This window comes from Mycobacterium sp. IS-1590 (assembly GCF_001500025.1).
Lineage (GTDB): Bacteria > Actinomycetota > Actinomycetes > Mycobacteriales > Mycobacteriaceae > Mycobacterium.
The window spans coordinates 218,927-236,158 of sequence record NZ_LQIW01000001.1; the positions used below are offsets into that span (position 1 = coordinate 218,927).

At 67.1% G+C, this 17,232-nt stretch carries 21 protein-coding genes; 16 read left to right on the top strand and 5 right to left on the bottom strand.

Translation table 11 applies throughout. The features are described from left to right. Positions 1–70: 70 nt before the first annotated feature. The 8 genes from rpsH to sppA all read left to right on the top strand — a co-directional run bounded on the left by rpsH (position 71) and on the right by sppA (position 5,149). Positions 71–469 (top strand): 30S ribosomal protein S8, encoded by a 399-nt coding sequence (rpsH, locus tag AU197_RS01040; protein ID WP_059165153.1) that lies wholly within the window; start codon positions 71–73, stop codon positions 467–469. Positions 470–490: 21 nt separating this feature from the next. Further along, on the top strand, positions 491–1,030 hold the full coding sequence (gene rplF / locus AU197_RS01045; protein ID WP_064400528.1) for a 50S ribosomal protein L6: 540 nt from the start codon (positions 491–493) through the stop codon (positions 1,028–1,030). Further along, a complete protein-coding gene (gene rplR / locus AU197_RS01050; RefSeq protein ID WP_064400529.1) occupies positions 1,031–1,441 on the top strand; it encodes a 50S ribosomal protein L18 in 411 nt (136 codons plus the stop codon). A 34-nt stretch (positions 1,442–1,475) separates the two neighbouring features. Next, a complete protein-coding gene (gene rpsE / locus AU197_RS01055) occupies positions 1,476–2,138 on the top strand; it encodes a 30S ribosomal protein S5 (protein WP_064423144.1) in 663 nt (220 codons plus the stop codon). A 3-nt stretch (positions 2,139–2,141) separates the two neighbouring features. Continuing rightward, positions 2,142–2,333, top strand: coding sequence for a 50S ribosomal protein L30 (gene rpmD, locus AU197_RS01060; RefSeq protein WP_064400530.1), 192 nt, complete (start codon positions 2,142–2,144; stop codon positions 2,331–2,333). Further along, positions 2,330–2,773: a 50S ribosomal protein L15 gene (gene rplO, locus AU197_RS01065; RefSeq protein ID WP_064400531.1), complete on the top strand. Its 444-nt coding sequence runs from the start codon at positions 2,330–2,332 to the stop codon at positions 2,771–2,773. The genes rpmD and rplO overlap by 4 nt, the downstream gene beginning before the upstream one ends. Before the next feature lie 71 nt (positions 2,774–2,844). Beyond that, complete coding sequence (locus AU197_RS01070) at positions 2,845–3,186, top strand: DUF732 domain-containing protein (protein WP_064400532.1); 342 nt, start codon at positions 2,845–2,847, stop codon at positions 3,184–3,186. 172 nt (positions 3,187–3,358) lie between these two features. Continuing rightward, a complete protein-coding gene (gene sppA / locus AU197_RS01075; protein WP_064400533.1) occupies positions 3,359–5,149 on the top strand; it encodes a signal peptide peptidase SppA in 1,791 nt (596 codons plus the stop codon). Between the two features lie 71 nt (positions 5,150–5,220). Here the strand turns inward: sppA and AU197_RS01080 are convergent, their stop codons facing one another. Genes AU197_RS01080 through AU197_RS01090 form a run of 3 tightly spaced genes read right to left on the bottom strand, consistent with a single transcriptional unit; the run spans position 5,221 to position 7,984 of the window. After that, on the bottom strand, positions 5,221–6,120 hold the full coding sequence (locus AU197_RS01080) for a class I SAM-dependent methyltransferase (RefSeq protein ID WP_064400534.1): 900 nt from the start codon (positions 6,118–6,120) through the stop codon (positions 5,221–5,223). A gap of 11 nt (positions 6,121–6,131) precedes the next feature. Beyond that, the gene (locus AU197_RS01085) at positions 6,132–7,034 is read right to left on the bottom strand and encodes a class I SAM-dependent methyltransferase (protein ID WP_064400535.1); all 903 of its coding nucleotides are present in this window, start codon (positions 7,032–7,034) and stop codon (positions 6,132–6,134) included. Further along, positions 7,031–7,984, bottom strand: a complete 954-nt coding sequence (locus AU197_RS01090; protein ID WP_064400536.1) for a class I SAM-dependent methyltransferase — start codon at positions 7,982–7,984, stop codon at positions 7,031–7,033. Before AU197_RS01090 ends, AU197_RS01085 begins: the two co-directional genes overlap by 4 nt. Positions 7,985–8,248: 264 nt before the next feature. On the opposite strand from AU197_RS01090, the gene secY reads away from it, so the two are divergent. The 3 genes from secY to map are packed head-to-tail and all read left to right on the top strand — an operon-like array spanning position 8,249 to position 10,934. Next, positions 8,249–9,589, top strand: a complete 1,341-nt coding sequence (gene secY / locus AU197_RS01095) for a preprotein translocase subunit SecY (RefSeq protein ID WP_064400537.1) — start codon at positions 8,249–8,251, stop codon at positions 9,587–9,589. Next, the gene (locus tag AU197_RS01100; RefSeq protein WP_064400538.1) at positions 9,586–10,134 is read left to right on the top strand and encodes an adenylate kinase; all 549 of its coding nucleotides are present in this window, start codon (positions 9,586–9,588) and stop codon (positions 10,132–10,134) included. Before secY ends, AU197_RS01100 begins: the two co-directional genes overlap by 4 nt. Positions 10,135–10,139: 5 nt before the next feature. Continuing rightward, positions 10,140–10,934 carry a type I methionyl aminopeptidase gene (map, locus tag AU197_RS01105; RefSeq protein WP_064400539.1) on the top strand — a complete coding sequence of 265 codons (795 nt, stop codon included), beginning with the start codon at positions 10,140–10,142 and terminating at the stop codon, positions 10,932–10,934. A gap of 15 nt (positions 10,935–10,949) precedes the next feature. Here the strand turns inward: map and AU197_RS01110 are convergent, their stop codons facing one another. Together AU197_RS01110 and AU197_RS01115 are read right to left on the bottom strand one after the other, a co-directional pair. Beyond that, positions 10,950–12,440 carry a catalase gene (locus tag AU197_RS01110; RefSeq protein WP_156434266.1) on the bottom strand — a complete coding sequence of 497 codons (1,491 nt, stop codon included), beginning with the start codon at positions 12,438–12,440 and terminating at the stop codon, positions 10,950–10,952. A 12-nt stretch (positions 12,441–12,452) separates the two neighbouring features. Next, positions 12,453–12,884 (bottom strand): Fur family transcriptional regulator, encoded by a 432-nt coding sequence (locus tag AU197_RS01115; protein WP_064400839.1) that lies wholly within the window; start codon positions 12,882–12,884, stop codon positions 12,453–12,455. Between the two features lie 156 nt (positions 12,885–13,040). Here AU197_RS01115 and AU197_RS26550 point away from each other — a divergent pair, with 156 nt between their 5' ends. From AU197_RS26550 to AU197_RS01140, 5 genes are all read left to right on the top strand, one after another. Beyond that, positions 13,041–13,502, top strand: coding sequence for a MarR family winged helix-turn-helix transcriptional regulator (locus AU197_RS26550; RefSeq protein ID WP_064400540.1), 462 nt, complete (start codon positions 13,041–13,043; stop codon positions 13,500–13,502). A 62-nt stretch (positions 13,503–13,564) separates the two neighbouring features. After that, on the top strand, positions 13,565–14,080 hold the full coding sequence (locus tag AU197_RS01125; protein ID WP_064400541.1) for a sigma-70 family RNA polymerase sigma factor: 516 nt from the start codon (positions 13,565–13,567) through the stop codon (positions 14,078–14,080). Continuing rightward, entirely contained in the window at positions 14,077–14,802 is a 726-nt protein-coding gene (locus AU197_RS01130; protein WP_064400542.1) for an anti-sigma factor family protein, read from the top strand. Before AU197_RS01125 ends, AU197_RS01130 begins: the two co-directional genes overlap by 4 nt. Before the next feature lie 71 nt (positions 14,803–14,873). Further along, entirely contained in the window at positions 14,874–16,580 is a 1,707-nt protein-coding gene (locus AU197_RS01135) for a thiamine pyrophosphate-binding protein (protein WP_064400543.1), read from the top strand. After that, positions 16,561–17,226: a DUF8713 domain-containing protein gene (locus tag AU197_RS01140; protein WP_064400544.1), complete on the top strand. Its 666-nt coding sequence runs from the start codon at positions 16,561–16,563 to the stop codon at positions 17,224–17,226. Before AU197_RS01135 ends, AU197_RS01140 begins: the two co-directional genes overlap by 20 nt. Positions 17,227–17,232: the final 6 nt, after the last annotated feature.

Here is a 17,232-nt window from a genome sequence, read left to right on the forward strand (position 1 = left end):
AAGGTGAGACCGCTGTCATGACCGCGATGACGACGATGCGGAGCGCAGCGACGAAGAGGAGCAGCGCTCGATGACTATGACGGACCCGATCGCAGACTTCTTGACACGTCTGCGCAACGCCAATTCGGCGTACCACGACGAGGTGACACTGCCCCATTCCAAGATCAAGGCGAACATCGCCGAGATCTTGAAGAAAGAGGGCTACATCGCCGACTACCGCACCGAGGACGCTCGGGTCGGCAAGTCGCTTGTCGTGCAACTGAAGTACGGCCCCAGCCGGGAGCGAAGCATCGCCGGTCTGCGCCGCGTGTCCAAGCCCGGTCTGCGGGTGTACGCGAAGTCCACCAACCTGCCGCGGGTTCTCGGCGGCCTGGGCGTGGCGATCATCTCCACGTCGTCGGGTCTCCGGACCGACCGCCAGGCAGCCCAAGAGGGCGTGGGCGGCGAAGTCCTCGCGTACGTGTGGTAGGCGAGAGGGAGTAGAGCTCAAATGTCGCGTATTGGAAAGCAGCCGGTCCCGGTCCCCAGCGGGGTCGACGTGTCGATCGACGGGCAGAACGTGTCGGTCAAGGGGCCCAAGGGCAGTCTCGAACTGGCGGTGGCCGATCCCATCCGGGTCGCCCGCGCCGACGACGGCGCCATCGTGGTGTCGCGTCCCGACGACGATCGGCGCAGCCGTTCGCTGCACGGTCTGTCGCGCACCCTGGTGGCGAACCTGATCACCGGCGTCACCGAGGGTTACACCACCAAGATGGAGATCTTCGGTGTCGGTTACCGCGTGCAGCTCAAGGGTTCCAACCTCGAGTTCGCGTTGGGCTACAGCCACCCGGTGACGATCACCGCCCCCGAGGGTGTGACGTTCGCGGTGGAGACACCGACGAAGTTCTCGATCTCCGGCATCGACAAGCAGAAGGTCGGCCAGGTCGCGGCGAACATCCGCCGCCTGCGGAAGAGCGATCCCTACAAGGGCAAGGGCATCCGCTACGAGGGCGAGCAGATCCGCCGCAAGGTCGGAAAGACAGGTAAGTAAATGGCTTCGACAACAAATTCGGCAGCGCCGACGCGCAAGCCCGTGGGCCAGAACATCTCGCAGACCCGGCGGGTGGCGCGACTGCGTCGTCATGCGCGGCTGCGTAAGAAGATCTCGGGCACGGCAGAGGTGCCGCGGTTGGTCGTCAACCGTTCGTCGCGGCACATCCACGTGCAGCTGGTGAACGACCTGGAAGGGACGACACTGGCGGCCGCATCTTCCATCGAGGCCGACGTGCGCGCCGTCGACGGTGACAAGAAAGCCCACAGCGTGCGGGTCGGTCAGCTGATCGCCGAACGCGCGAAGGCCGCAGGGATCGACAAGGTCGTGTTCGACCGCGGTGGTTACACCTACGGTGGACGGATCGCGGCGCTGGCCGATGCGGCGCGCGAAGGCGGGCTGCAATTCTGATGACTGACGTCAACACAATGGGAAGGACTGCATGATGGCCGAACAGGCAACAGCCGGCGGCCCCCAGGACGGCCGCGGGTCGCGGGGTGACCGCGACGGACGTGGTCGCCGCGACGACCGTGGCGGTCGTGGCCGCGACGGTGGTGACAAGAGCAACTACCTCGAACGCGTCGTCTCGATCAACCGCGTGTCCAAGGTGGTCAAGGGTGGACGCCGGTTCAGCTTCACCGCGCTGGTGATCGTCGGTGACGGCAAGGGCATGGTCGGCGTCGGCTACGGCAAGGCCAAGGAGGTTCCTGCCGCCATCGCCAAGGGCGTCGAAGAGGCACGTAAGAACTTCTTCCGGGTTCCGTTGATCGGCGGCACCATCACCCACCCGGTGCAGGGCGAAGCCGCCGCCGGTGTGGTGATGCTGCGTCCAGCAAGCCCCGGTACCGGTGTGATCGCCGGTGGTGCGGCCCGCGCGGTGCTCGAATGCGCCGGCGTGCACGACATCCTGGCCAAGTCGCTGGGCAGCGACAACGCGATCAACGTGGTGCATGCCACCGTTGCCGCGCTCAAGCTGCTGCAGCGTCCCGAAGAGGTCGCGGCCCGACGCGGGCTGCCGATCGAAGACGTGGCGCCCGCCGGCATGCTGCGGGCGCGCCGGGAGGCCGAAGCGCTTGCCGCGTCGGCTGCGCGTGAAGGGTCGTCGTAAACCATGGCATCGGATAAGTCCCTGAAGATCACCCAGGTGCGCAGCACCATCGGTGCGCGCTGGAAGCAGCGGGAGAGCCTGCGGTCGTTGGGGCTGCGCAAGATTCGCCAGTCCGTCGTCCGCGAGGACAACGCACATACGCGCGGCCTGATCAAGACCGTGCATCACCTCGTCGAGGTGGAGGAAGTCAAATGAGCGTCATCAAACTGCACGACCTGAAGCCGGCACCCGGCTCGAAGACCGCCAAGACCCGTGTGGGTCGCGGCGAGGGTTCGAAGGGTAAGACCGCTGGTCGCGGCACCAAGGGCACCAAGGCCCGCAAGAACGTCCCGTCGACGTTCGAGGGCGGTCAGATGCCGATCCACATGCGGCTGCCGAAGCTCAAGGGCTTCCGCAACCGGTTCCGCACCGAGTACGAGGTCGTCAACGTCGGCGACATCAACAAGCTGTTCCCCAAGGGCGGCGACGTCGGTGTGGACGAGCTGGTGGCCGCGGGTGCGGTGCGCAAGAACGCGCTGGTGAAGGTGCTCGGCGACGGCAAGATCACCGTGAAGGTGAACGTCACGGCGCACAAGTTCAGCGGCAGTGCTCGCGAGAAGATCAGCTCCGCGGGCGGTTCGGCGACCGAGCTGTAACCTCCGGGCGGTCGTAACGCCACGCGCCGTCTGGCGATATGGTGCGTAGGCGTGACACACCAGGAGCAGATATGACCTACCTCCGCCGGCTCACCGCCATCGCCGGGGCCGCCGGTATCGCGTTGTTCGGCGCCACGGCGACCGCGCACGCGCAAGACAACGATGCGAAGTTCGCCGATCAGGTCGAAGCACTGCAGATTCCGCTCGGCGAAACCGACCTGCCGGCGTTGGGGCAGGGGATCTGCAACATGCTCACCACGGGGCTCGAAGGCAGCGCCAACCCGGTTCCTGTCGTCCGCGGTGTGGTCAACCGCCTTGCGAGCAGCGGTATGGATCGCGGACAGGCCGCGGGAGTGATGCGTGCGGCGGTCGCCGTCTACTGCCCGCAGCACGGCCGCTTCATGGGCCGCTGACCGGACTCCATTCTGAGGCGACGCAGCCCCACCCCGGCTCATCAGTGAAATCACCTGTGCCCCTCGTTGTTCGGTGAGTTGTGGCGCACCGCCCCTCGGTGCGACGAGACCGGCCGTTCGACGCCGACGGCCGCGAACTCACGGGTGCCACCGGCGTCGGTACGCTCGAACCATGTCCGCTTTCCTGCCCGGCATGTCCGGACTTCCCGGTCTCGACGACGTGCGCGCGCTGGCACGGCGCATCGACACCGCCCGCCACAACGGTGTCCCGAACGGGTGCGTGCTCGAACTCGACCTGACGTCGGTGCCGAATGAGACCGGTGGGTTCGACCCGTTCGCGTTGATCTCCGGGACGGGCCGCCCGCTGTTGCTGGGCGAGGCCGTCGCGGCGATCTACCGGGCGGCCGAGGACGACCGGGTCGCCGGGCTGGTCGCCCGGGTGCAGCTGCCTGCCGCGTCGCCGGGCCCGGTGCAGGAACTGCGTTCGGCCATCGCGGCGTTCAGCGACGTCAAGCCCTCACTGGCATGGGCCGAGACCTATCCCGGCACGCTGTCGTACTACCTGGCGTCGGCGTTCCGTGAGGTTTGGATGCAGCCCGCGGGCACGGTGGGTTTGGTGGGGTTCGCGACGAACGCGCTGTTCCTGCGCGGCGCCCTCGACAAGATCGGGATCGAAGCGCAATACATCGCGCGCGGTGAATACAAGTCTGCGGCAAACCGATTCACCGAGGACGGCTATACCGAGGCTCATCGGGAGGCCGACGAACGGTTGATCCGGAGCCTGCACGCCCAGGTCCTCGAGGCGGTCGCGCAGTCGCGTCACCTCGATCCTGCGGAGATCGATGCCCTCGCCGACAGGGCGCCATTGCTGCGCGACGATGCCCTCGCCGCAAGGCTGATCGACCACGTCGGCTTCCGCGACGAGGCCTATGCGCGCATGGCCGAACTGGTCGGCGCGCCGGGCTTCGAGCCGGGGGCGGACCCGGACGCCGACGATGCGCCACCGCGACTATTCCTGTCGCGTTATGCGCGTGCGACCGCGGAACGCCCGGCGCTGTCGTCCATCCCGGGACGCAAGAGGGCGACGATCGCCGTGGTGACCCTGCACGGGCCGATCGTGAGTGGTCGCGGCGGCACGCAGCCGCTGCCACTGGGCAGTTCGAGCGCGGGCGGCGACACGATCGCCGCGGCGCTTCGCGAAGCCGCCGCCGACGACCGCGTTTCGGCGATCGTGCTGCGGGTCGACAGCCCGGGTGGTACGGTCACCGGCTCGGAAACCGTTTGGCGAGAGGTCAATCGGGCCCGCGACAAGGGCAAGCCGGTTGTCGCATCGATGGGTGCGGTCGCGGCATCGGGCGGTTACTACGTCGCGATGGCCGCCGACGAGATCGTCGCCAATCCCGGCACCATCACCGGATCGATTGGTGTGATGGCGGGAAAGATGGTGGCCCGCCAACTCAAAGACCGACTCGGTGTCGGTTCCGGGACGGTACGTACCAACCGCAACGCCGACGCGTGGTCGCTCAACGAGCCGTTCACCGACGAGCAGCGCGCACAGGTGGAGGCCGAGGCAGACCTGCTCTACACCGATTTCATCGAGCGGGTCGCCGTGGGCCGCAGGATGAGCGTCGAGGCCGTCGACGCCGTTGCGCGCGGCCGGGTGTGGACCGGCGCGGACGCGCACGAACGCGGGTTGGTCGATCACCTCGGCGGCCTACGCGCCGCGATCACGAGGGCCAAGGTGCTGGCGGGGATGGACGCCGACGCCGAGGTGCGCATCGTCTCGTATCCCGGTTCGTCGCTGCTGGACCGGCTGCGGCCCAAGGCGTCCTCGCAGCCGGCGGCCTCGCTACCGGACGCCGTCGTCGGGTTGCTCGGGCGCTCGGTGGTGCAGTTGGCCGAACAGACGGAGCGGTCGCTCAGTGGGCTGGGTGCGTTGTGGTTCGGTGAGCACCGGTTCTGAGCGAACGTGCGCATTTGTAGGGATTTTCGCGGCGCGTCGTGTGCAGACACGCACGCTCGCGCAGCTTGGGGTCAGCGCTTGATCGCCGACAGGTAGCTCATATCGCTGAACAAGCCGATTGTGCTGTCCTCGTCGAACGTGAAACCGTTGGCGGCGTACGCGTCCGGCATCTTCTGCGTCGTCACGTCCCAGCCGCGGGCGGTCAGGTAGTCGACGACGTCGTTGCGCTCACCGTGGTAGATGAGTTCACCCATCTCGATGTTCTGTCCGTACGCCCGTATCCTCTCGGCGATCTCCCGGGACCGCTCGTCGGAGAACATGCTGACGTCGGGGATGTGCTCGGTGGCCACCCGGCTACCCGGCGCGCTCAGATCATCGATCCGGTCGAACAACAGGTCCTGCGCCCCGGGCGGCAGGTAGATCAGCAGACCCTCGGCGATCCAGGCGGTCGGCTGTGTCGGATCGAAGCCGTTGTCCAGCAGTGCTTTCGGCCAGTCGTCGCGCAGGTCGACGGCCACCACATGCCGATCCGCGGCCGGTTCGGCCGCCAGAGCCGCCAACGTGTCGCTCTTGAAGGCGATCACCTCCGGCTGGTCGAGTTCGAAGACGGTGGTGCCCGTCGGCCACGGCAGGCGGTAGGCGCGGGCGTCGAGCCCGGCGGCCAAGATCACCGCCTGGCGCACACCCGCCGTCGCGGCGTCGGCGAACAGCCGGTCGAAATGACGGGTGCGCACGGCCATTCCCTCGGCGGCGCGACGGGTGTTGAAACGAGCGTCGATGGCGTTCAGTGATATCTCGCCGTCGAGCGCGCGGATGAAGAAGTCGAGGCCGACCGCGCGCACCAAGGGTTCGGCGTACGGGTCCTCGATCAGGCCCTCGCGGTGGCTCAGCACGCGCTGCGCGGCGACCATCGTCGCGGTCGAGCCGACGCTCGATGCCAGATCCCAGGTGTCGTTGTCGGTGCGGGCCATTCATGTGCTCCTCAGTTGCGGGTGGCGACGATCGCGAGCGAATCACGCATCGGGGCAAGCAATTCGATGTCGGGAAACTCTCGGCCGTACTCGGCGAACACCTCGGGTCGGCTTTTCGCCGACACCTGCCACCCGTGCTCGGTCAGGTATTCGACGACGTGGCGACGCTCGCCTTCGTAGAACAGGTGCGAGATGTCGAGGTGGGCGCCGTTCTCACCCCACTGCTTGCTGATCGCTTTACTGCGTTCGCCGATTGTCGCTGCGGCGTCGGGATGGTATTCGGTGGCCAGCCTGCTGCCCGGCGCACTCAGCGTGCCGATATCGTCGAACAGCTTGTCCTGCGCGTGGGGCGGCAGGTAGACGAGCAGTCCCTCCGCGCTCCACGCTGTCGGTTGTGTTGGATCGAAACCGTTGTCGCGCAGCGCTTTCGGCCAGTCTTCACGCAGGTCGATACCGACAGTGCGCAGGCGGGCCGACGGCGCGGCCCCCAGCGAGGACATCGTCGCGGTCTTGAACTCGATCACCTGCGGCTGGTCGATCTCGTAGACCACGGAGCCGCCGGGCCACCGCAGCCGGTAGGACCGCGAGTCCAACCCCGACGCCAGAATCACCGCCTGCCGGATGCCACTTTCGGTGGCGGTGAGGAAGAAGTCGTCGAAGAACCGCGTGCGCACCGCGATCATCCTCGCCATGAAGTCGGCACCGGCGCCGTCGATGTCGCGGCCTTCGATGCCACCGTCGACCAGGCTGGTGAAGAAGTCGATGCCGACCGCGCGCACCAACGGCGCGGCGAACGGATCGTCGAAGAGCGGGTCATCCTCGCGGGTCGCGATCGCGCGGGCGGCCGCGACCATCGTGGCCGTGGTGCCCACGCTCGTCGCCGGGTCCCAGCTGTCGGCATCCGTTCGGCTCATTGCTCGAGTATCCCGGTGATGTACTGCATCTCACTGAACCTGCCGACCTCGCCGTCCTCGGGCAGCGGCAGACCGTTCTCGGCCAGCAGATCGCCCACCGTGCGGCGGGTCAGGCGCCATCCCCGCTCCTCGAGATAGGCCCCGGCCTCGTTGCGGTCACCGATGTAGACGAGTTCGGAGAAGTCGAGCTCGAAGCCGTGTTCGCGCCACCGCTGCGCCGATTCCTGCATACGGGCCAGCACCGCCTCGCGGTCGGCCGGGTCGCTGCTTGCGGGGCCGCTTTCGACCGCGACCCGGCTACCGGGAGCGCTCAACTCGGTGATGGTGTCGAGCAGTTTGTCCTGTGCCTCCGGCGGCAGATAGCCGAGCAGCCCCTCGGCGCTCCATGCGGTCGGCAGGGCAGGGTCGAAGCCCGCGGCCGTCAACGCCGCGGGCCAGTCGAAGCGCAGGTCGATCGCCACCGCCTTGCGGTCGGCGGTCGGCTCGGCGCCGAGATCGGCCATCGCCTGGCTCTTGAAGGCGATGACGTCGGGCTGGTCGATTTCGAAGACCGTCGTCCCCGCCGGCCAGACCAACCGGTACGCACGCGCGTCCAGCCCTGATGCCAGGATCACCGCCTGCCGCACACCGCTTTCGGCGGCGGCTTGGAAGAACTCGTCGAAGAACCTCGTCCGCACCGCCATGTTGTCGGTCATCCGGGCCATTCCGACCGTGGCGCCATCCGAGGTGTCGCCGTCGAGGTCCTCGAGCTTGAGTTCGCCGCTGGCCAGGCGTGTGAAGAAGTCCACGCCCACGGCGCGCACCAGGGGTTCGGCGTACGGGTCATTGATCAGGGCGTCGTCGCGCGTGCTGGCGATCGCCCGCGCGGCGGCCACCATCGTCGCGGTCGCGCCGACGCTGGAAGCGAGGTCCCAAGTGTCTCCCTCATAGCGTGGACCCGCATGTGCCATCGCAAACTCCTGACCCTATTGATTAGTGGATATAACGAGATCGGTTCCACGGTATGTTCCCCGGCTGAGAGGTCGCTGTGAGGCGGGACGATCAGCGGGATGCGGGGCAACGGGGGGCCAACTGTTACTCTCGTAGACTGTTTGACGGGTAACTCTGCAGGCTGCGCGCTTGACGGGGGTCCGCACACGACTTAACCAAGACGCTGGTCGAATCCAGCCCCATCCGCACGCCGCGATCAACAGGCCGGCTGCGCAGGAGGAAGAGTGCTCTCGGCTTTCATCTCTTCACTCAGGACGGTCGACCTGAGGCGAAAGATCCTGTTCACCCTGGGCATCGTGATCCTTTACCGGGTCGGCGCCTCGATCCCGTCCCCGGGGGTGAACTACCCGAACGTGCAGGAGTGCATCGCAGAGGTCACCGGCGGTGAGTCCGGTCAGATCTACTCGCTGATCAACCTGTTCTCCGGTGGCGCCCTGCTGCAGTTGTCGGTGTTCGCCGTCGGTGTGATGCCCTACATCACCGCGAGCATCATCGTGCAGCTGCTCACGGTGGTGATCCCGCGGTTCGAGCAGCTGCGTAAGGAAGGCCAGGCCGGCCAGGCCAAGATGACGCAGTACACGCGCTATCTGGCCATTGCGCTGGCCATCCTGCAGAGCACCAGCATCGTGGCGCTGGCGGCCAACGGCGGCCTGCTCCAGGGCTGCTCGCTGGACATCATCCAGGGCCAGAGCGAGGGGCTCAACATCTTCACCCTCGTCGTGATGGTGCTCGTCATGACCGCCGGCGCGGCGCTGGTGATGTGGATGGGCGAGCTGGTCACCGAGCGCGGCATCGGCAACGGCATGTCGCTGATCATCTTCGCGAGCATCGCCTCGGCGATTCCGGGCGAGGGCCAGACCATCCTCGAGAGCCGCGGCGGCCTGGTGTTCGCGCTGGTCTGCGCGGGCGCGCTGGCGATCATCATCGGCGTGGTGTTCGTCGAGCAGGGTCAGCGCCGAATCCCGGTCCAGTACGCCAAGCGGATGGTCGGACGCAAGATGTACGGCGGCACGTCGACGTACCTGCCGTTGAAGGTCAACCAGGCAGGCGTCATCCCGGTGATCTTCGCCTCCTCGCTGATCTACATCCCGCAGCTCATCACGCAGCTCATCCAGAGCGGGAGTTCCAACCCGAACAGCACCAACTGGTGGAACACGTTCGTCGCGAACTACCTCACAGATCCCAGCAGCCCGGCCTACATCGGGGTCTACTTCGCGTTGATCGTGTTCTTCACCTACTTCTACGTCTCCATCACGTTCAACCCGGATGAGCGGGCCGACGAGATGAAGAAGTTCGGCGGCTTCATCCCCGGCATCCGGCCAGGTAAGCCGACCGCGGACTACCTGCGTTACGTGCTGAGCCGGATCACCCTGCCAGGTTCTATCTACCTGGGTCTGATCGCCGTGCTGCCGAACCTGTTCCTGTCCGTAGGAAGCAGCGGGCCCGTGCAGAACCTGCCGTTCGGCGGTGTGGGCGTACTGATCCTCGTCGGGGTCGGCTTGGATACCGTCAAACAGATCGAGAGCCAGCTGATGCAGCGCAATTACGAAGGGTTCCTGAAGTGAGAGTCGTTCTGCTCGGACCGCCCGGCGCCGGCAAGGGCACACAGGCCCAGAAGCTCTCCGAGAAGCTCGGCATTCCGCAGATCTCGACCGGCGACCTCTTCCGCAAGAACATCGGCGACGGCACGCCGTTGGGGCTGGAAGCCAAGAGCTATCTGGACGCGGGCGATCTGGTGCCCTCGGAGCTGACCAACAAGCTGGTCGAGGACCGCATCGAACAGCCGGACGCGGCCGACGGGTTCATCCTCGACGGCTACCCCCGCTCCGTGGAGCAGGCCAAGGCGCTGGACGACATGCTCAAGCGCCACGACACCAAGCTCGACGCGGTGCTGGAGTTCAAGGTTTCCGAGGACGAGCTGTTCAAGCGTCTCAAGGCGCGCGGCCGCGACGACGACACCGAAGACGTGATCCGCAACCGCATGCAGGTCTACCGGGACGAGACCTACCCGCTGCTCGAGTACTACAGCAGCAACAACCTGCAGCAGGTCGACGCGGTCGGCGCTCTCGACGAGGTCTTCGCGCGCGCGCTGCAGGCCCTCGGTAAGTAGCGGATATGGGCCTGATGGGCCTGCGCGGACGCAAGGTCGTACCGCAGCGCACCCCCGCTGAACTCGACGCGATGGCCGTCGCCGGAGCCCTGGTGGCCTCGGCGCTTGCCGCGGTCCGTTCGGCCGCCGCCCCCGGAGTGTCCACATCGACGCTCGACGAGGTCGCCGAATCGGTGATTCGCGACGGCGGAGGTGTGCCGTCCTTCCTCGGCTACCACGGGTACCCCGCGAGCATCTGCGCCTCGGTCAATGACCGTGTGGTGCACGGCATTCCGTCTGCAGAAGAAATCCTGGCGCCCGGGGACCTGGTGTCCATCGACTGCGGGGCGATCGTCGACGGCTGGCACGGCGACTCGGCGATCACGTTCGGTGTCGGGGCGTTGATCCCCGTCGACGAGGCGTTGTCGCAGGCCACCAAGGAGGCCATGGAGGCAGGCGCTGCGGCGATGGTGCCCGGCAATCGGCTCACCGATGTCTCACACGCCATCGAGACCGCGGCGCGCGCGGCCGAGAAGCGGTACGGCCGCACGTTCGGCATCGTCGACGGCTACGGCGGCCACGGCATCGGACGGCAGATGCACATGGACCCGTTCCTGCCCAACGAGGGCGCTCCCGGCCGCGGACCCCATCTGGCCGTCGGCTCGGTGTTGGCCATCGAGCCGATGCTGACGTTGGGCACCACCAAGACGGTGGTCCTCGAAGACGAGTGGACAGTCGTCACCGCCGACGGCTCACGGGCGGCCCACTGGGAGCACACCGTGGCCGTCACCGAAGACGGACCACGCATCCTCACGCAGTAAGCCGCCCGCCGAGTCTCAGCCCTCGCCCATGCCTTGGACCGGCCGGCTCGCGGCGTCACCGCGCACGACCTTCTCGATGCCGGCCCCGAGGTCGTCGTCGACCCTGCGCCAGTAGTCCAGCGACCGGTCGAGCACCTCGCCGGTGACCCCCTCGAGGCTGCCCGCGATGGTTTCGACCGCCGCGGTGCGTTGCGCGTCGTTCCACACTTTGCGCACCAGCGTGCCGGCCTGGCCGAAGTCGTCGTCCTCGGCGTGCAGCGAGTACGCCGAGCGCACCAGTTCGGCGTCTGCCTCCCAGCCGTCCTCGGCCGGCCCGGTGGTGTCCGACCACGGCCGGCCGCCGCTGTTGGGCGCGTACACCGGTGCGGCGCCCGAGTGGTGGTAGGCCATCTGGCCGTCGAACATGTAGGAGTTCATCGCAACACCGTCGCGCGGCTGGTTGACCGGCAGCTGGTGGAAGTTGGTGCCGATGCGGTTGCGCTGCGCGTCGCTGTAGGCGAACGCGCGACCGAGCAGCATCTTGTCCGGCGACAGCCCGACACCGGGCACCGTGTTGCCCGGGGAGAACGCCGCCTGTTCGATCTGTGCGAAGAAGTTCTCCGGGTTGCGGTTGAGCGTGAACGTGCCGACCGGGATCAGCGGGTAGTCCGCGTGCGGCCACACCTTGGTCAGGTCGAACGGGTTGAACCGGTAGTCGGCCGCCTCGGCGTAGGGCATCACCTGCACCGAAAGCCGCCAGCTCGGGTGTTCGCCGCGGTTGATCGCATCGAAGAGGTCCCGGCGGTGAAAGTCGCTGTCCTCACCGGCCAGGGCGGCGGCCTCGGCGTTGGTGAGGAACTCCAGACCCTGGTCGGTGTGGAAGTGGTACTTCACCCAGAACTTCTCGCCGGCGGCGTTGACCCACATGTAGGTGTGCGAGCCGTAGCCGTTCATGTGGCGCCAGGTCCGCGGCAGGCCGCGCTCACCCATCAGGTAGGTCACCTGGTGGGCCGACTCGGGGTTCAGGCTCCAGAAATCCCACTGCATCTGCGAGGACCGCAGGCCGGAGTCGGGCAGCCGCTTCTGGCTGCGGATGAAGTGGGGGAACTTCATCGGGTCGCGCACGAAGAAGATCGGCGTGTTGTTGCCGACGAGGTCGTAGTTGCCTTCGGAGGTGTAGAACTTCATCGAGTAGCCGCGCACGTCGCGCCACGTGTCCGGGCTGCCCTGCTCACCGGCCACGGTCGAGAACCGGATCAACATATCGGTTGTGGTGTTCTTCTGAAACAGTGCGGCCTTGGTGAACTGCGAGACGTCCTCGGTCGCCGTGAAAACGCCGAAGGCGCCCGATCCCTTTGCGTGCGGGCTGCGTTCGGGTACCCGTTCACGGTTGAAGTGCGCCATCTGCTCCAGGAAATGCACGTCGTGCAGGACGAGTGGCCCGTTGGGGCCGACGCTGAGGGTGTTGCGGTCGCTGAACGCCGGTGCGCCGGTGCCGGTCGTGGAACCGAATTGTGAAGCGGTCATGGGAATCTCCATTCAGGTGGGTTGTGTGCTGCCTTTGCAGTCGGGGCACAGGCCCCAGAAAGTCACCTCGGCCTCGTCGATCGCGTAGCCGGTCGCGCCGTCGACCTGTAGGCACGGGGCTCGCCCGGTGGCGCAGTCGACGTCGTCGATGGCTCCGCACGATCGACACACCACGTGGTGATGGTTGTCGCCGGTTTGCAGTTCGAAGCGGGCGCGTGAGCCGGCAGGCTCGACCCGGCGTAACAGGCCCGCGCCGGTGAGGGCGTAGAGCACGTCGTAAACCGCTTGTGTCGAAAGCGATCCGATGCGCCGGCGCGCTCCGGCGGCGATCTCTTCCACGTCGGCGTGCGGATGCTTCTGCACCTCGGCGAGCACCGCGAGTCGGGGCTTGGTGATACGCAACCCCGCGGCGCGCAGGTCGTCGTGCCAACGAGTCACGGACATGCGGCCCTCCGGATACTTGAACCAGTCAAGAATCCAGTGTGCCCCAATCTCTTGCATTATGCAAGGCTTGCAAAACGCAATACTTCGACGTCGGCGGTGCTGAGTGGCCGCGGCTGCGTGCGATACTTTCGCCATGCATCCGCGCGGAATACCGATGTGACCAAGACGCCGAAGGAAGAGCTGACGGCGTTCGAGGTGGCGGCCAGGGACCTCGTGGGCCTTGCACTGCGCAGTGTGGACGAGGTCGACGTCTCGCTGCCGCAGTTCCGGTTGCTGGCGGTGCTGCAGCAGCATGGCCGGTCGACGTCGACGGAATGCGCCAGGGCGCTCGGCGTGGTCGGATCCACGGTGACGCGGCTGGCCGACCGGCTGCATGCGTCGGGTCACCTGGTGCGCGGTTCGGATCCGTCGAACCGCAGCGTCGTCACCCTGGAACTGACCGCCCAGGGCCGCAAACTGGTCCGGCAGGTCACCGCTCGTCGTCGCCGCGAACTCGCCCGGGTGCTGGACCACATCGACCCGGCCGAGCGTGCGGCATGCGCAGCGGTGCTGCGCACCCTCCATGAGCGGTTCGCCGACAGTCAGGCCGGCGCCCGGCGCAACTCCGTCCCGCTGTGAGGGCGCAGCGCCGATACTGAACCGGATGACCGCCAACCTCGTGTCTAAAGCGGAGGTTGATATTGGACGATCCGGAAGCGACCGTCATGCGGGTGCTCTATGCGGAGCACGCCGCGGCAATCTGGCGCTATGCGGTCCGGCTGACCGGCGATATGGCCCGGGCGGAGGATGTGGTGCAAGAGACGCTACTGCGGGCGTGGCGACACCCCGAGGTGACGGCCGACTCCTCGAGGTCGGCGCGGGCCTGGCTGTTCACCGTGGCCCGCAACCTCATCATCGACGAAACGCGCAGTGCCCGCTTCCGGAGCGAATCGGGCACTGCCGACATGGAGGCGACCGCGGATCGGGCCGGCCCCGACGAGGTGGAGGCTGCGTTGAACCGAATGATGCTCGGCGAAGCCATCGGTGAGCTGTCCGAAGAGCACCGCGCGGTCATCAGTCGCGCGTATTACCAGGGCTGGACTACTGCGCAGATCGCAGCCGATCTGCACATCGCGGAAGGCACCGTGAAGTCACGGCTGCACTACGGGGTACGTGCGCTCAAGCTCAGGTTGGAGGAGATGGGGGTGACACGGTGACGGCATTCGAACCAGTCATCGGCCGAGCGGACGACGACCGGTACGCGACGTGGGACGCCGCCTACGTCCTGGGTTCGCTATCGGAACACGAGCGCGGCGAGTACGAGGCACATCTCGGCGAATGTGAACGCTGCAGCGCCGCCGTCGCCGAACTGTGCGACATCCCCACCCTGCTGAGCAAGGTGGAAGCCACCGAGTTCGACGGGCTGGCCCCGCAGCAAGCAGAACCCCCGCCGGAACTGCTGGGCGGTCTGTTGGACACGGTGCGTGCGCGTCGCAGGCGGTCGCGGTGGATGGCCTCGGCCGCGATCGGTCTGGCCGCCGCGGTGCTGGCGCTCGGCATCCTGTTGACGGTGCGCCCGGAGACGTTCGGCCTGCAGACCGGCACACCGCCACAGGCGACGGGCCAGCAACTGGAGATGACCAAGGTTGCCGAGACGCCGATCAACGCGACCATCTCGATCACGGGGTACGGCTGGGGCACCCGGATCGACATGGCGTGCACCTACGGCGACTGGGGCCGACGTGATGCGCCGCCGCAGAACCTGGGAATGGTCGTTGTGGGACACGACGGCAGCCGCAACCAGGTGGCGACGTGGCTGGGGTTGTCGGGCGCCACCGCTCTGCCGAGCGCCACCACGCCGATGCAGATGGACGAAATCGCCGCCGTGCAACTGGTTTCACCCGACTCCGGTGAAGTGCTTCTCGAGCGTTCTCTGTGAATGTGCTGAGTCGATGAACTCCACATACGTGCGCACCGTGTAACTCGTTGAAGTCCTAAGGCAGGTGAGAGATGGGCCATCGAGTCGTCGACCACATCGTCGAGTACCTTGCGGCGATCGGCGTGCGGTTCATCTTCGGTGTCGACGGTGCCAACATCGAAGACCTCTACGACGCAGCCTATTTCCGTTCCGACGTCGACGCGGTACTGGCCAAACACGAGTTCGGCGCGGCCGCCATGGCCGACGGCTACAGCCGCAGCGGTTGCGGAGTCGGCGTGGTGGCCGCGACCTCGGGTGGTGGGTGCTTGAACACCGTCCCCGCACTGGGGGAGGCCCTCGCCAGCCGGGTGCCGGTGCTGGCGTTGATCGGCCAGCCGCCGAGCACGCTCGACGGGCGAGGCGCATTCCAAGACACCAGTGGCCGCAACGGGTCGCTCGATGCGCACGCGCTGTTCTCGGCGGTGTCGGTGCATTGCCGGCGGGTACTCACGCCCGCCGACATCGTGACCGCACTTCCCACCGCGATAGAGGCGGCGCGGACCCGCCGAGGACCGTCGGTGCTGTTGCTGCCCAAAAACATTCAGCAGGCCGAGGTGCCGGTCAACGGCGGCGTGGTGGTCGGCGGGCGCGCCGGCGTGCATCCGGCGGTCCCGCATGCGATCGCGCGGGCGCTGCGCCGGGTCGGGGGGCCGGTCACGATCATCGCGGGGGAACAGGTCGCCCGCGACGATGCGCGGGTCGAGCTCGAGGCGCTACGGGCGCTGCTGCGCGCCCGAGTGGCCACCGTGCCCGACGCCAAAGACGTCGCGGGCACACCGGGGATGGGATCCTCGTCGGCGCTGGGGGTGACCGGAGTCATGGGTCATCCGACCATCGCCTCGACCCTCGCCGACAGTGCGTTGTGTCTCTTGGTGGGCACCAGGATGACGGTCACGGCGCGGGCCGGCCTCGAGGACGCCCTGGCTTCGGTTCCTGTGTTCTCGATCGGCTGCGCCCCACCGTATCTCGCGTGCACACACGCACACACCGACGATCTCCGGATTTCGCTGCGGGCGCTCACCGACGCGCTGTCGGGGGCGGGCCGGCCCGCACACGTGCGGGTTCCCGACGCGGTGCGGCGTGACGAGTTGCAGCCGCCACCCCATCACGGACCCGGCATCCGGTATCGCGACGCGATGGCCGTGCTCGACGCGACGGTGCCCGACGGTGTGGACATCGTGGTCGACGCGGGCAACATCGGTGCCGCGGCGATTCACTACTTGCCGGTGCGGCGCGACGGCCGGTTCGTCGTCGCGCTCGGCATGGGGGGGATGGGATACAGCTTCGGTGCGGGAATCGGCATGGCCTTCGGCCGGGGCAGGCGGACGCTGGTGATCGCGGGCGACGGCAGTTTCCTCATGCACGGCATGGAGATTCACACCGCGCGGGAGTACGGGCTGCCGGTGACGTTCGTCCTGTTCGACAACCACGCGCATGCGATGTGCCTGACCCGCGAGCAGGCGTTCTACGGCGATCACTACAGCTACAACCGGTTCGGGCCGAGCCGGTTGGGGGCCGGGCTGGGCGCGATGTTCCCCGGACTCCGGTCGGCCGACATCGAGGACGTCGCGGCGCTTCCGGCCGCGCTCATCGCCGCGCTCGAGACCGACGGCCCCGCCGTGCTGTGCGTCGAATGTTCTGCCGACGAGATACCGCCGTTCGCGGCGTTTCTCGACACACCCATACTCAAACCGGCTGCCGCAGAGGAGATCCAAACCCATGTCACTGCCCGCCCTTGACGACATCACGGCCCATCGCGGCACGGTCGAGCCGCTGGACGGCCTCATTCGCGTCGAGACGTCACCGCGTGAGAAGGCCACACCGGTCATCATGGAAATGATGCGGTCGGTCTATCCCCACGACCACGTGTACGGCCAGTACTGCACCGTCAACGAGTACATCGACTGCCCTCCCGACGAGTTGTTCGAATACCTCTCCGACACACGGTGTCTGGAGGAATGGACCTACAGTTTGCGCGGTTTCACCCCCACCGAGGAACAGGGATTGTGGGTGGCCTACGACCGGCTGGGTTCGCAGACGCAGATCTTCACCCGCACCGTCGCCAACGAGGCCGCCATGACGGTCGATTACCACTGCGCGTGGGATCAGGGCAGGCACCTGTGGATGATCTATCTGATGCGCGTCGTCGATGCGCAGGTCGTGTTCGACAAGCCCGGCTCGGTGGTGCTGTGGACCAACTGTCATCACCCGTTCTACGACCGCAACCCGTATCCGGAGTCGGCCCCGCCCGAGCGGCCGGTATGGGTGGGTGACTTCTGGGACATGTTCGGTCCCGGCCATCTGCTCGAGTTGCGCAATCTCAAGGCGATCGCCGAGTACCGACACCGCAACGGCCTTCCCGTGACGCCCGATTGGATGAGGTGAGTTCGG